The sequence below is a fragment of the Pseudomonas sp. SWRI77 genome (assembly GCF_014269105.1).
Classification (GTDB): domain Bacteria; phylum Pseudomonadota; class Gammaproteobacteria; order Pseudomonadales; family Pseudomonadaceae; genus Aquipseudomonas; species Aquipseudomonas capeferrum.
This window is the reverse complement of the sequence record NZ_JABWRV010000008.1, coordinates 144,575-159,667: the sequence shown is the minus strand read 5'-3', so window position 1 is coordinate 159,667 and position 15,093 is coordinate 144,575. Positions and strand designations below refer to the sequence as shown.

Here is a 15,093-nt window from a genome sequence, read left to right as displayed (position 1 = left end):
CCCCTGGATTTCAGCTTCGCCGCAGAGATTGCTGGGGCCGCTTCGCGCCCCTTTCGCGACGCAAGGCCGCTCCTACGAGGTCCGCGCAGGGTCAGAGGGTGATGCCTTGCTCGCCGAGGAAGGCAATGAACGCGTCTTCGTCCAGCACCTTCACCCCCAGCTCACTGGCCTTGGCCAGCTTGGAGCCCGCGCCTGGGCCGGCGACCACGCAGTGGGTCTTGCCGGAAACGGAACCGGCAACCTTGGCGCCAAGGCTTTCCAGCTTCTCCTTGGCAATGTCGCGGCTCATGCGCTCCAGGGTGCCGGTCAACACCCAGGTCTGCCCCGCAAGCGGCAGCCCTTCGGCGACTTTCTTCTCGCTGTGCCAGTGCATGCCGAACGCCAGCAACTGGGCCTCGATGGCCCGCGCCAACTTCTGGTTCGCTTCGTCCTTGAAGAACTCGCGCACCGCCTCGGCCTGCTTGGCAGCCAAGGCCTGGCGCAAGTCGATGCCATCGGCAGCGATAATCTTGTCCAGGCTATCGAGCTTGGCCACCAGCTTTTCAGCGCCGGTCGGGCCGACCGAGGGAATGTCGAGCTTGGCGATCATCCCAGCCAAGGTGGTGCTGGCAGCAAACTCGGCGGCCAGGTCGCCTTCGTCCTGCAATTGCATGCCACACGCGAGCAACTGTTCGATGACCTTGCAGTTGTGTTCGTCTTCAAAGAAGTTGTGGATCTCGTAAGCCACTTCAAGGCCGATGTCCGGCAGGTAGGTCAGCACCTGCGGCAGGGCCTGCTGCACCCGCTCCAGCGTACCCAGCGAGCGCGCCAGCACCTTGGCAGTCTCTTCACCCACATCTGGAATACCCAGGGCATAGATGAAACGCGCCAGGCTCGGGCGCTTGCTGGCTTCGATGGCATCCAGCAGCTTCTTGCTGGACACCTCGGCAAACCCTTCCAGGCCAACGATCTGGTCGAATTCCAACTTGTACAGGTCCGCCGGCGAGCCGATCAACCCTTCGTCCACCAACTGCTCGACACTCTTCTCGCCCAGGCCGTCGATATCCATCGCGCGGCGCGAAACGTAGTGGATGATCGCCTGCTTGAGCTGAGCGCCACAGGCCAGCCGGCCGACGCAACGGTACACCGCGCCTTCGCTGGTGGTTTCCTTGCCCTTGCTGCGTTTGACCAGCTGGGTACGCTCGACCTGCGAGCCACACACCGGGCACTCGCTCGGCACTTCGACCGGGCGGGCATCTTCGGGACGGCGCTCGAGCACCACTTGCATGACTTGCGGGATGACATCACCGGCGCGGCGAATGATGACCGTATCGCCGATGCGCAGGCCCAGGCGGGCGATTTCGTCCATGTTGTGCAGGGTGGCGTTAGACACGGTCACACCAGCCACCTTGACCGGCTTCAGACGCGCCACAGGGGTTACCGCCCCCGTGCGGCCGACCTGGAATTCGACATCCAGCACTTCGGTCAGCTCTTCCATGGCCGGGAACTTGTGGGCAATCGCCCAGCGCGGCTCGCGGGCGCGGAAGCCCAGCTCACGCTGGGACGCCAGGCTGTTGACCTTGAACACCACACCGTCGATTTCGTAAGGCAGGCTGTTGCGGCGCTCGCCGATGTCGCGGTAGTACGCCAGGCACTCTTCGATGCCGGCGGCATGCCTGAGCTCACGGCTGACCGGCAGGCCCCAGGCCTTGAGCTGTTCGAGGATGCCAATGTGGCTGTCGCCGATGCTTTCGGACACCTGACCTACGCCGTAGCAGCAGAACTCCAGCGGGCGACTGGCGGTGATTTTCGAGTCCAGCTGGCGCAGGCTACCGGCCGCAGCGTTACGCGGGTTGGCGAAGGTCTTGCCGCCCGCCTCTGCCTGGGCCGCATTGAGCCGGTCGAAACCGGCCTTGCTCATGTACACCTCGCCACGCACTTCCAGCACCGCCGGCCAGCCTTCGCCCTGGAGCTTTAGCGGGATGTTGCGCACGGTGCGCACGTTGGCACTGATGTCTTCACCGGTCGTGCCGTCGCCGCGGGTAGCGCCCTGCACCAATTGGCCGTCACGGTACAGCAGGCTCACAGCCAGGCCATCGAGCTTGGGTTCGCAGCTGAAGTCGACCGCACCTGGCTGGTCGAGGCCGTCGACCACACGACGGCCGAATTCACGCAGGTCGGCTTCTTCGAAGGCGTTGCCCAGGCTGAGCATGGGCACTTCATGACGCACCTGGCTGAACGCGGCCAAGGCCTGGCCGCCGACGCGCTGGGTTGGCGAGTCGGGCGTCACCAGGTGCGGGTGCTCAGCCTCTAGCGCCTTGAGTTCGTTGAACAGGCGGTCGTATTCGGCATCGGGCACGCTGGGCTCATCGAGCACGTAGTAGCGGTAGTTATGCTGGTCGAGTGCGGCGCGCAGGGCGTGGATTCGGGATTCGGCGGTCATGGGTCAGGGTCTCTTGCAAAGCAAAAAGCAGCCTTGGGGCACCGTGCCAGAACAGGGTTTGAGGTTGTCAATGCCGACCCTTTCGCGGGTCAAGCCCGCTCCCACAGGTACACCACTGCCTGCAAGGCTTACGGTGTACCTGTGGGAGCGGGCTTGACCCGCGAAAGGGTCAGTACAGGCACACTCAAAACCTGAACCGACCAGCGCGCCCGCAGGCTGCTCTTTGTCTGGATCTATCAGCGCTTCTGGGTCAGCGCGCGGCGCTCGAACTCGACGATGCGCTGGCGGTAATGCTCGATGGTCTGGGCGGTCAGCACGCTGCGCTGATCATCCTTGAGTTCACCATTGAGCTCATGGGCCAACTTGCGCGCCGCTGCAACCATCACGTCGAACGCCTGCTTCGGATGACGCGGGCCCGGCAGGCCCAGGAAGAAGCTCACCGCACGGGTGCTGAAGTGGTCGATATCGTCCAGGTCGAAAATACCGGGCTTCACCGCGTTGGCCATGGAGAACAGTACTTCGCCGTGGCCGGCCATGCTCTCGTGGCGGTGGAAGATGTCCATCTCGCCAAAACGCAGGCCGCTCTCGAGAATGTTCTGCAGCAACGCCGGCCCTTTGAAGCCACCCTCGTCGCGGGAGATAACGCTGATCACCAGCACTTCTTCAGCGGGGGGCAATTCCTTGACCGTGTTGTTGGCGGACGACGCACCGCTGTTGCGGTTGTTGTCGGCAGCAAAGTCATCATCGGCATCGGCAAACAGGTCAGGCTCGCGCGACTCGGCCACCAGGTTCAAGTCACCCTGCGGCACTTCTGCGGCACGTTTGCCACGTTTGCTGGCCTTGACCGGCTTGGGCTCGCGCTCGCGATCACGCGACGACGCACTGAGCGAGGGCAGGTCGCTCTCGTCCAGTTCTGGTTCCTTGTGGTTATCCAACACCCGCGACGGGCCGAGCACTTCGGCGCCGCCCTCTTCGTCGGGGGCGTTGGTATAACTGCGATCCAGGCGGAATTTCAACTTGCCTTTTCCGCCGCGCATGCGGCGCCAGCCGTCGAAAAGAATACCGGCAATGACAATGATGCCGATGAGGATCAGCCACTCGCGCAGACCGATTTCCATGTAATCCCGTGCCTCTATAAAAATATGCTTGAAAACAAAGGGTTCAAAGCCCTTTAACACGTGGCGCCAACTCTATGTTCTGACAGGCGTTTTACCCACGCAAAAAACGAGTGACATTAAGCTAGCACGACCAAAGAGAACTTTACACCGTCTGTCGCACATGACGGGGCCATTTCACTACAGAATGTGCCGTATCTTCGCTCATCAGGCGTCGACCATTGCCATCGCCTCCTCCACATCCACCGCCACCAGGCGGGAGCAGCCGGGCTCGTGCATGGTTACCCCCATCAATTGATCCGCCATCTCCATGGCAATCTTGTTATGGGTGATGTAGATGAACTGCACGCTCTCACTCATTTCCTTCACCAGCCGCGCGTAACGCCCGACGTTGGCATCGTCCAGCGGCGCATCGACCTCGTCGAGCATGCAGAACGGTGCGGGGTTCAACTTGAAAATGGCAAACACCAGCGCCAGGGCGGTCAGTGCCTTCTCGCCACCGGACAGCAAATGGATGGTGCTGTTCTTCTTGCCCGGTGGTCGCGCCATGATCGTCACCCCTGTATCGAGTAGATCTTCGCCCGTCAGTTCCAGATAAGCGCTGCCACCACCGAAAACTTTTGGAAAAAGTGCCTGTAATCCAGCATTTATCTGATCAAAGGTATCTTTGAAGCGGTTGCGGGTTTCCTTGTCGATCTTGCGGATGACGTTTTCGAGGGTCTCCAGCGCTTCGACCAGGTCGGCGTTCTGCGCGTCCAGGTAGCGCTTGCGCTCGGACTGTTGCTCGTATTCTTCGATCGCTGCCAGGTTGATCGCGCCCAGGCGCTGGATACGCGCCTCGGTCTGTTCCAGCGCCTGCTCGGTGCCCTGTTCGCTGTCGTCGGCTTCGAGCGTGGCAAGCACGCCTTGCAGGTCGTAACCGTCGGCCAGCAATTGCTCTTGCAGGGTCTTGCGCCGCACATCCAGGCCCTGGCACTCCAAACGCAGCTGCTCCAGCTGGCCGCGCAGCAGTTGGGCTTGCTGCTCGGCCTGGCTGCGCCGTTTTTCGGCGTCGCGCAGTGCACGGTCGGCCTCGTCCATGTGCAGGCGGGCCTGGCGCATTTCCTCGTCGACGCTCATGCGCCGCTCCAGCAGCTCTTCGAGCTTCAGGCGCAACTCTTCGAGGGGTGCTTCGCCCTCCTCCAGGTTCAGGCTCAGTTGCTCCTGGCGCTCGGTCAGGCGTGCGGCCTGCTGCTCCAAGCGCTCCAGGGCCTGACGGGTGGAGTCATGCTGGGCCCGCAGCGAGCCCAGGCGCACGGCCAGCTGGTGGGCATGGTCCTTGTGCTGGCGCGCCTCCTGGCGAACGCGATCGAGGCCTTCGCGCAAGGTATCGCGACGGGCCATCAACTGCTCGCGCTGTTCGGTGTCCTGGGCCATGAGGTCCAGGGCTTCCTGCAGCACCAGCCGCGCCTCGCCCAGTTGCTCGTGTTCCAGGGCGCGCTGCTCCTGCAGTTCGGTCAGTTCTTCCTGCAGACGGCGGCGGCGCAATTCGACTTGCTCGGCACGGGCACGGCTGGCCGACAGGCTGGCCTTGAACTCGCCATGCTGGCGGCTCTCTTCCTGGGTACGGCGGCGCAACTGCTCGCGCTGCTCTTCAAAGCCCAACTGCTGCTCGCGCAGGCCTTGAAGCTGTTGCTCAAGATGCTCCAGGGCGGCTTGCTGCTCCAACTGCTCCTGGCCCAGGCGTTCGATTTCCTGGCCGCGGGCCAACACCCCGCCTTCGGCTTCGCCACCTCGGCTGACCCGCAAAAAATGCCGGCCCACCCAGTAACCGTCACGGCTGACCAGGCTTTGCCCTTCATTCAGGGTGGCCCGCAGCGCCAGCGCCTGGGCCAGGTCATCGACCGGCTTTACCTGCCCCAGCCAGGGCGTCAGGTCGGTACGCCCTTCGACCTTGTCCAGCAGGCTGCCCGCCAGCCGCGCACCCTCGCCGCCGGCCAGCAGCAAGCGCAACTCGCCTTGCTCCAGGTCGGCGAAATCGAGGTTGTTGAAGTCATCGACCAGCACCGCCTGCAGGTCGGCGCCAAGCACCGTTTCTACTGCCAGCTCCCAGCCCGGCTCGACCCGCAGCCCTTCCGCCAGGCGGGGGCGCTGCGCCAGGCCTTGCTCGCGCAACCAGTCTGCGGCGCCTACGCCAGGCTCCAGCGCAGCCTGCTGCAAGGCCTCCAACGATGCCAGGCGACCACCCAGACGTTGCAGGTCGCCCTGCGCCTGCTGTTGCGCCTGGGTGGCCTGCTGCAACTGCTCGCGCGTGCCTTCGAGGCGCTCGACCACTTGCTCTTCGGACACCTGCAACTCGTCCAGCAGCATTTCGCTACTGGCCAACTGTTCGGCCAGTTCGAGCAGGGCGGCATCCTGTGGCTCAGCGCCCAACAGGTCGCGCTCTTCACCCAGCTTGCGCTGGCGCTCTGCCAGGCGCTCCAGGCTGGTTTCCAGCTGCTGCAGGCGCGCCTGCTGCACTTCCGCCTGGCGCCGGGGCTCGGCGGAGCGGGTGTTGAAGCTGTCCCACTGCTCTTGCCAGCCGTGCATGCCCAGCTCGGCTTCTTCGAGGGTGGCGGCGGCCTCTTCGGCGGCTGCCAGGGTCATTTCCTGCTCAGGCACCAGCATGGCCAGTTCTTCGCCAAGGGTAGCCAGCAGGGTGCGGTCATGGCCCAGGTGCGACTCGGTCTCCAGGCGCGTGCGCTCGGCTTCCTTGAAGTCGTCCTGCAATTGGCGCAGGCGCTGTTGGCCGTGCTGGATGCTCTGCTCGACCCGGGCGATATCGCCTGCCACCGAATAGAAGCGGCCTTGGACCTGGTTGAAGCGTTCGGACAATTCGTGATGGCCATCGCGCAGGCGCTCGATGCTGGCGTCGGCGTTACGCTGCTCGGCCACCAAGGCCTCGTGGGACACATCCTGGTCGCCGATCACCGCTTCGCGCTGGCGTACGCGTTCGTCCAGGTCGCGCCAGCGCAGGGCCGACAGGCGCGCCTTGAGCTGGCGTTCCTGGGCCTTGTACTCGCGGTACTTCTCGGCGGCCTGGGCCTGGCGGTGCAGGCGTTCGAGCTGGCGCTCCAGCTCGTCGCGCAGGTCGGTCAGGCGCGCCAGGTTTTCCTGGGTGCGGCGGATGCGGTTTTCGGTTTCGCGACGGCGCTCCTTGTACTTGGAGATGCCCGCCGCCTCCTCGATGAAGTTGCGCAGCTCCTCGGGCTTGGCTTCGATCAGTTTGGAGATCATGCCCTGCTCGATGATCGAGTAGCTGCGCGGCCCAAGGCCGGTGCCGAGGAAGATATCGGTGATATCGCGGCGACGGCATTTGGCGCCGTTGAGGTAGTAGCTGTTCTGCGCGTCGCGGGTCACCTTGCGGCGGATGGAAATCTCGGCGTAGGCCGCGTATTCACCTACCAGGGTGTTGTCGCTGTTGTCGAACACCAGCTCGATGCTGGCCTGGCTGACCGGCTTGCGGCTGGTGGAACCGTTGAAGATGACGTCGGTCATCGACTCGCCGCGCAGGTTTTTCGCCGAGCTCTCGCCCATCACCCAGCGCACCGCGTCGATGATGTTGGACTTGCCGCAACCGTTGGGGCCGACCACGGCCGCCATGTTGCTGGGGAAGTTGACCGTGGTCGGGTCGACGAACGACTTGAACCCGGCCAGGCGAATGCATTTGAGGCGCATGGTCAGGCCCGGGCCAACGCCGCCAGCACCAGTTCACAGCTGCGCTGGCAGTAAGCGGTGAGCACCTCGCGGATGCGCGGCAGGTCGCGCGAGACCACGGCCTCGAGCAGGCAGGCGAACAGCTGCAAGTAGTCGTCGGTGCTGGCCTGGCGCTGGTCCAGGGCCAAGTAGTAGGCGCGGCTCATGGCCGGCTGCAGGTTTTCTACGGTTTCCTGCAGGTAAGGGTTGTCGGCGAACGGATAGGCCGCCCGCATCACCGCGAAGCTTTCGGCAACGAACACCTTGATGTCCCGTTTGTCGCGGGCTAGCTGCAGACGCTGCTGGATCTCCAGAAACGGGCGCAGATCAGCCTCAAGGCGCCATTTTTGTGCAACGGCGTTGCCCAGCAGGATGTAGAACTCGCCCATCAGGTTGCACAGGCTGCGCACGCTGCGCTCGTCCAGCTTGGTCACATGGGCGCCACGGCGCGGCAAAATCGCGACCAGATGCCGACGTTCGAGGATCAATAGTGCCTCACGCACCGAACCGCGGCTGACATTCAGCGCCTGGGTGACCTTTTGCTCCTGGATGCGCTCGCCTGGCGCCAGCTCGCCGCGGATGATGCGTTCGGCCAGGTAATCGGCAATCTGCTCGGAGAGGCTGTCCGGGGCCTTGAACGTCATGGTTTTCCTTCAAAATCATTGAACTGGGCACAAGGGGCGGATTGTAGCGTACTTGACCGGCACGCGCGCAGAGGGGCCTTGCGCTTTATTTGGCCTGCCAGACAGCCGCCTGCCCGGCGCGATCTATGCTTGTAGTAAAGGCCATGTGTAGGGCCGGGTGTAGAGATGCGTATTTTCCTGACCTTTGAGTCAGAAAAATATTGACCAGTTCGTCAGGTCTGCTTATTGTCCGCCCAACAACAATAAAACCATTGCGAGGCCACCCCCGTGATCCAGTTTCTCGTCAACCAGGAGCTGCGTAATGAGCACGCCCTGGACCCAAACATGACGGTGCTGCAATACCTGCGCGAGCACCTGGGCAAACCCGGCACCAAGGAAGGCTGTGCCAGTGGTGACTGCGGTGCATGCACCGTGGTGGTCGGCGAACTGACCCAGGACGACCAGGGCCAGGACACCCTGCGCTACCGCAGCCTCAATTCGTGCCTGACCTTCGTGTCTTCGCTGCATGGCAAGCAGTTGATCAGCGTCGAAGGCCTCAAGCACCAGGGCGAACTGCACAGCGTGCAAAAAGCCATGGCCGACTGCCATGGTTCGCAATGCGGCTTCTGCACCCCAGGCTTCGTCATGTCGCTGTTCGCCCTGCAGAAAAACAGCCAAGGCCCCGACCTGCACCTGGCCCAGGAAGCCCTGGCCGGCAACCTATGCCGCTGCACCGGCTACCGGCCGATCCTCGATGCTGCCGAGCAAAGCTGCCGCCAGCCTTGCCGCGACCAGTTCGACGCCCAGCAAGCCCAGACCATCAGCCGCCTCAAGGCCATCGCGCCGACCCAGACCGGCGAGCTCAACAGTGGCGACAAGCGCTGCCTGGTGCCGTTGACCGTGGCCGACCTGGCCGACCTGTACAGCTCGCACCCCGAAGCACGCCTGCTGGCCGGTGGTACCGACCTGGCACTGGAAGTGACCCAGTTCCACAAAACGCTCCCGGTGATGATCTATGTCGGCCACGTGGCCGAGCTCAAGCGCATCGACAAGACCGCCAGCCACCTGGAAATCGGCGCGGCTACCCCGCTCACCGACTGCTATGAAGCGCTCAATGCCGAGTACCCCGACTTTGGCGACCTGCTGCACCGGTTTGCCTCGCTGCAGATCCGCAACCAGGGCACCTTGGGCGGCAATATCGGCAACGCCTCGCCGATTGGCGACTCGCCGCCCCTGCTGATTGCCTTGGATGCCCAGGTGGTGCTGCGCCAGGGCGAACGCCAGCGCACCCTGGCGCTGGAAGACTACTTCATCGATTACCGCATCACCGCGCGCCAGGACAGCGAGTTCATCGAGAAGATCATCGTGCCGCGCGCCAGCGATGACTGGGCCTTCCGCGCCTATAAAGTGTCCAAGCGCCTGGACGACGACATTTCCGCCGTGTGCGCAGCGTTCAACCTGAGCATCGAGAACGGTGTGGTCAGCGGCGTGCGGATCGCCTTCGGCGGCATGGCCGCCATTCCAAAGCGTGCACGTGCCTGCGAAGCAGCCCTGCGCGGCAAAGCGTGGAACCAGGCCAGCATCGAGCGCGCCTGCCAGGCGCTGGCCGAAGACTTCACCCCGCTCAGCGACTTCCGCGCCAGCAAAGAGTACCGCCTGCTGACCGCACAGAACCTGTTGCGCAAGTACTTCATCGAACAGCAAACACCGCACATCGAAACCCGGGTGACCGCTTATGTCTAACCATCACGTAGCCAAGAGCCAGGCCGAGATGGCCGAACTGTTCAGCCAGGACCTGACCACCGGGGTCGGCCGCAGCGTCAAGCACGACAGTGCCGACAAGCACGTGGCTGGCGAAGCGGTGTACATCGATGACCGCCTGGAATTCCCCAACCAGTTGCACGTCTATGCGCGCACCGCCGACCGCGCCCATGCGCGCATCCTGCGTGTCGACACCACGCCGTGCTATGCCTTCGAGGGTGTACGCATCGCCATCACCCACGAAGACATCCCCGGCCTCAAGGACATCGGCCCGGTGGTGGCCGGCGACCCGCTGCTGGCCATCGACAAGGTCGAATTCTTCGGCCAGCCGGTGCTCGCCGTGGCTGCCCGCGACTTGGAAACCGCCCGCCGCGCAGCGATGGCGGCCATCATCGAGTACGAAGACCTGGAGCCGGTACTGGATGTGGTCGAAGCGTTTCGCAAGAAGCACTTCGTGCTCGACAGCCACACCCACCAGCGCGGTGACTCCGCCGCCGCCCTGGCCAGCGCCCCGCACCGCCTGCAAGGCACCCTGCATATCGGCGGCCAGGAGCACTTCTACCTGGAAACCAACATCTCCTCGGTGATGCCGACCGAGGACGGCGGCATGATCGTCTACTGCTCCACGCAAAACCCCACCGAGGTGCAGAAGCTGGTCGCCGAAGTGCTGGACGTGCCGATGAACAAGATCGTCCTCGACATGCGCCGCATGGGCGGTGGTTTCGGCGGCAAGGAAACCCAAGCCGCCAGCCCGGCGTGCCTGTGTGCGGTGGTTGCGCGCCTGACCGGCCAGCCAACCAAGATGCGCCTGCCGCGCGTCGAAGACATGATGATGACCGGCAAGCGCCACCCGTTCTATGTTGAGTACGACGTGGGCTTCGATGACACTGGCCGCCTGCACGGCATCAATTTCGACCTGGCCGGCAACTGCGGCTACTCGCCCGACCTGTCCGGTTCGATCGTCGACCGCGCCATGTTCCACTCCGACAACGCCTACTACCTGGGCGATGCCACCGTGCACGGCCACCGCTGCAAGACCAACACCGCCTCCAACACCGCCTACCGCGGCTTTGGCGGCCCGCAGGGCATGGTCGCCATCGAGCAGGTGATGGACCATATCGCCCGCCACCTGGGCCGCGACCCGCTGGCGGTGCGCAAGGCCAACTACTACGGCAAGACCGACCGCAACGTCACCCACTACTACCAGACCGTCGAGCACAACATGCTCGAAGAGATGACCGCCGAGCTTGAGGCCAGCAGCGATTACGCCGAGCGGCGCGAGTCGATTCGCCGCTTCAATGGCAACAGCCCGATTCTCAAGAAGGGCCTGGCGCTGACCCCGGTCAAGTTCGGTATCTCGTTCACCGCCACCTTCCTCAACCAGGCCGGTGCGCTGATCCACATCTACACCGACGGCAGTATCCACCTGAACCACGGCGGCACCGAGATGGGCCAGGGCCTGAACACCAAGGTGGCGCAGGTGGTGGCGCAGATCTTCCAGGTCGACATCGACCGCATCCAGATCACCGCCACCAACACCGACAAGGTCCCCAACACCTCGCCTACCGCAGCTTCCAGCGGCGCCGACCTGAACGGCAAGGCCGCGCAGAACGCCGCCGAAATCCTCAAGAAGCGCCTGACCGAGTTCGCCGCACGGCATTACCAGGTGACCGAGGAAGACGTCGAGTTCCGCAACGGCCATGTGCGCGTGCGTGAGCAGATCGTCAGCTTCGAGCAACTGGTGCAGCAGGCGTACTTTGCCCAGGTGTCGCTGTCGAGCACCGGCTTCTACCGTACGCCGAAGATTTTCTACGACCGCAGCCAGGCTCGCGGCCGGCCGTTCTACTACTTCGCCTTCGGTGCAGCCTGCGTGGAAGTGGTCGTCGACACCCTGACGGGCGAATACAAGATGCTGCGCGCCGACATCCTGCATGACGTCGGCGCCTCGCTGAACCCGGCCATCGATATCGGCCAGGTGGAAGGCGGTTTCATCCAGGGCATGGGCTGGCTGACCACCGAAGAGCTGGTGTGGAATGCCAAGGGCAAGTTGATGACCAACGGCCCGGCCAGCTACAAAGTGCCGGCGGTGGCCGACATGCCGCTGGACCTGCGCGTGAAGCTGGTGGAAAACCGCAAGAACCCGGAAGACACGGTGTTCCATTCCAAGGCCGTGGGCGAGCCGCCATTCATGCTTGGCATCGCCGCCTGGTGCGCGATCAAGGACGCCGTGGCCAGCATTGCCGACTATCGCCTGCAACCCCAGGTTGATGCCCCGGCAACGCCAGAGCGGGTGTTGTGGGGTTGCGAGCAGATGCGCAAGGCGGTGGCCGCCGCGCAGCCTGCATCGCAGGAACTGGAAACCGTTAGCCACTGAGCCTGCGCTCCGTTGTGTGTGTGTGTGTAGGAGCGGCCTTGCGTCGCGAACGGGGCGCGAAGCGGCCCCAGCCAGCTCAGCAGCGAAGCTGAAATCCTGGGGCCGCTGCGCAGCCCTTTCGCGACGCAAGGCCGCTCCTACACAAGGCCCGCGTAGACAGAAGAGAGGTTGGATCATGCACCAATGGATCAACGCCCTCGCCGACCACCAGTCCCGCGGTGAACCCTGCGTGCTGGTGACCATCATCGAGGAGCGCGGCTCTACCCCGCGTAACGCCGGCTCGAAAATGGTCGTCAGCGCCACCGCGCTGTTCGATACCATCGGCGGCGGCCACCTGGAATACAAGGCCCTGCATATCGCCCGGCAAATGCTCGAAGACCAGCGCACCACCCCGCACCTGGAGCGCTTCAGCCTGGGTGCAAGCCTCGGCCAGTGCTGCGGCGGCGTGACCGTGCTGCTGTTCGAGCCAATGGCCGCCGTGCAGGCGCAGATCGCGGTGTTCGGCGCGGGCCATGTCGGCCGCGCTCTGGTACCCTTGCTCGCCGCGTTGCCCTGCCGGGTGCGCTGGATCGATTCGCGCGAACAGGAGTTTCCCGAGCTCATCCCCAACGGGGTGACCAAGGTGGTCAACGAGGAGCCCGTCGACGAAGTGGCCGACCTGCCAGCCGGCAGCTACTGCATCGTCATGACCCACAACCACCAGCTCGACCTGGAACTGACCGCCGCCATTCTCAAACGCAATGATTTCACCTGGTTCGGCCTGATCGGCTCGAAGACCAAACGGGCCAAGTTCGAGCACCGCCTGCGCGAGCGCGGCTTCGATGATGCCGTCATGGCGCGCATGCGCTGCCCGATGGGCATTGCCGAGGTCAAGGGCAAGCTGCCGATCGAGATCGCCGTGTCCATCGCCGGTGAAATCATTGCCACCTACAACGCCTGCTTCGGCCAGCATGACGCTGCCGCCAACGCCGGCCCCATTGCCCAGTTGCTGCCGCCCTCCCGGCGCAGCCAAGCCATTTGACGAGCGCTTTATGACCGCAACCCGCAAAGCCTACCGTGCCGCCATCCTGCACAGCATCGCCGACCCGGCCGAGGTCGGCCTGGACGCCTCCCACGCCTACTACGAAGACGGCCTGCTGGTGGTCGACGATGGCCGCATCAGCGCCCTCGGCCACGCCAGCGACCTGCTGCCGACCCTGGATGCTGGCATCGAAGTGGTGCATTACCAGGATGCGCTGATCACCCCAGGCTTCATCGATACCCACATCCACTTCCCACAGACCGGCATGATCGGCTCGTACGGCGAACAGCTGCTGGACTGGCTCAACACCTACACCTTCCCGTGCGAGAAACAGTTCGCCGACAAGGGCCATGCCGACCAGGTCGCGAAAATCTTCCTCAAGGAACTGCTGCGCAACGGCACTACCACCGCCCTGGTGTTTGGCAGCGTGCACCCGGAGTCGGTCAACGCCCTGTTCGAAGAAGCCGAGCGCCTCGACCTGCGGATGATCGCCGGCAAGGTGATGATGGACCGCAATGCCCCTGACTACCTGACTGACACGGCCGAGTCCGGTTACAGCGAAAGCAAGGCATTGATCGAACGCTGGCACGGCAAGGGCCGCCTGCACTACGCGGTGACCCCACGTTTCGCACCGACCAGCACGCCAGAGCAACTGACACTCGCTGGCCAGTTGCTCAAAGAGCACCCAGGCGTGTACATGCACACGCACCTGTCGGAAAACCTCAAGGAAATAGACTGGGTCAAGTCACTGTTCCCGGAGCAGAAGGGCTACCTGGACGTGTACGACCACTTCGAGCTGCTCGGCGAGCGCTCGGTGTTCGCCCATGGCGTGCACCTGTGCGACGACGAGTGCCAGCGCCTGGCCGAAACCGGTTCGGCCGTGGCCTTCTGCCCGACGTCCAACCTGTTCCTCGGTAGCGGCCTGTTCAACCTGCCCCAGGCCGAGCGCTTCAAGGTCAACGTGGGCCTGGGCACCGACGTGGGCGCTGGCACCAGCTTCTCGCTGCTCAACACCCTCAACGAGGCGTACAAGGTCATGCAGTTGCAGGGCGCGCGCCTGCACCCCTACAAGTCGCTGTACCTGGCCACCCTCGGCGGCGCCCGCGCACTGCGCCTGGACGATCGCATCGGCAGCCTGCGCCCCGGCAACGATGCCGACTTCGTCGTGCTCGACTACAAGGCCACGCCGCTGCTGGACTACCGTATCCAGCAGTCCAACAGCATCGAAGAGACCCTGTTCGTGCTCACCACCCTGGGCGATGACCGCACCGTGCGGGAAACCTACGCCGCCGGGCGTTGCGTGCACCAGCGCTAAGGTTCTTTCGCCAGGCCCCGGTACAACGCGCCGCCGATCGCAGCCCCGATCAGCGGCGCCAGCCAGAACAGCCACAGTTGCTGCAGGGCCCAACCGCCGACGAACAGTGCCGGCCCCGTGCTACGCGCGGGGTTGACCGAAGTATTGGTCACCGGAATGGAGATCAGGTGGATCAGGGTCAGGGCCAGGCCGATGGCAATCGGCGCGAAACCTGCTGGGGCGCGGGAGTCGGTGGCGCCCATGATTACCACCAGGAACATCGCCGTCATCACCACTTCACTGATGAAACCCGCACCCAGTGTGTAGCCGCCGGGCGAGTGGTCGGCGTAGCCGTTTGAAGCCAATCCCGAAGACAACTCGAAACCGGCCTTGCCGCTGGCGATGAGGTAGATCACACCCGCAGCCAGGATGGCGCCGATTACCTGTGCGATCACGTAGGGCAGCAGCTCTTTGGCCGGGAAACGCCCGCCCACCACCAGCCCGAACGATACGGCAGGGTTTAGATGACAGCCGGAAATGTGGCCGATGGCGAAGGCCATGGTCAGCACTGTAAGGCCGAAGGCGAAAGCAACACCGAGAACGCCGATACCGAGGGGGGAACTGGCTGCGAGTACCGCACTGCCACAGCCACCAAGGACCAGCCAGAAGGTGCCGATCAATTCGGCACCCATGCGTTTACCGAGGGACATGCTCATGAATCCATTCCTCAAGAAGTTGAACGCAACGAATGCGCAAGCCCAACTGCTTG

9 protein-coding genes are annotated in these 15,093 nt (G+C 63.9%); 4 read left to right on the top strand and 5 right to left on the bottom strand.

Going from position 1 to position 15,093, the window contains the following annotated elements; genetic code table 11:
- Nucleotides 1–91 precede the first annotated feature (91 nt).
- The 4 genes from ligA to HU766_RS10965 all read right to left on the bottom strand — a co-directional run bounded on the left by ligA (nucleotide 92) and on the right by HU766_RS10965 (nucleotide 7,895).
- Entirely contained in the window at nucleotides 92–2,422 is a 2,331-nt protein-coding gene (gene ligA / locus HU766_RS10980) for an NAD-dependent DNA ligase LigA (protein ID WP_186656424.1), read from the bottom strand.
- Between the two features lie 236 nt (nucleotides 2,423–2,658).
- A complete protein-coding gene (gene zipA, locus HU766_RS10975) occupies nucleotides 2,659–3,540 on the bottom strand; it encodes a cell division protein ZipA (RefSeq protein ID WP_095063709.1) in 882 nt (293 codons plus the stop codon).
- A 204-nt stretch (nucleotides 3,541–3,744) separates the two neighbouring features.
- Nucleotides 3,745–7,233 carry a chromosome segregation protein SMC gene (smc, locus tag HU766_RS10970; protein ID WP_033699370.1) on the bottom strand — a complete coding sequence of 1,163 codons (3,489 nt, stop codon included), beginning with the start codon at nucleotides 7,231–7,233 and terminating at the stop codon, nucleotides 3,745–3,747.
- A gap of 2 nt (nucleotides 7,234–7,235) precedes the next feature.
- Entirely contained in the window at nucleotides 7,236–7,895 is a 660-nt protein-coding gene (locus HU766_RS10965; RefSeq protein WP_033699372.1) for a GntR family transcriptional regulator, read from the bottom strand.
- A 267-nt stretch (nucleotides 7,896–8,162) separates the two neighbouring features.
- On the opposite strand from HU766_RS10965, the gene xdhA reads away from it, so the two are divergent.
- The 4 genes from xdhA to guaD all read left to right on the top strand — a co-directional run bounded on the left by xdhA (nucleotide 8,163) and on the right by guaD (nucleotide 14,345).
- The gene (xdhA, locus tag HU766_RS10960) at nucleotides 8,163–9,617 is read left to right on the top strand and encodes a xanthine dehydrogenase small subunit (RefSeq protein ID WP_186656407.1); all 1,455 of its coding nucleotides are present in this window, start codon (nucleotides 8,163–8,165) and stop codon (nucleotides 9,615–9,617) included.
- Complete coding sequence (xdhB, locus tag HU766_RS10955) at nucleotides 9,610–12,009, top strand: xanthine dehydrogenase molybdopterin binding subunit (protein WP_186656404.1); 2,400 nt, start codon at nucleotides 9,610–9,612, stop codon at nucleotides 12,007–12,009. Before xdhA ends, xdhB begins: the two co-directional genes overlap by 8 nt.
- A 175-nt stretch (nucleotides 12,010–12,184) precedes the next feature.
- The gene (xdhC, locus tag HU766_RS10950) at nucleotides 12,185–13,030 is read left to right on the top strand and encodes a xanthine dehydrogenase accessory protein XdhC (protein WP_095063711.1); all 846 of its coding nucleotides are present in this window, start codon (nucleotides 12,185–12,187) and stop codon (nucleotides 13,028–13,030) included.
- Between the two features lie 10 nt (nucleotides 13,031–13,040).
- Nucleotides 13,041–14,345 carry a guanine deaminase gene (guaD, locus tag HU766_RS10945; protein ID WP_033699377.1) on the top strand — a complete coding sequence of 435 codons (1,305 nt, stop codon included), beginning with the start codon at nucleotides 13,041–13,043 and terminating at the stop codon, nucleotides 14,343–14,345.
- Here guaD and aqpZ read toward each other — a convergent pair.
- A complete protein-coding gene (gene aqpZ, locus HU766_RS10940; protein ID WP_033699378.1) occupies nucleotides 14,342–15,040 on the bottom strand; it encodes an aquaporin Z in 699 nt (232 codons plus the stop codon). The two genes, guaD and aqpZ, sit on opposite strands and share 4 nt — an antisense overlap.
- Between the last annotated feature and the right edge of the window lie 53 nt (nucleotides 15,041–15,093).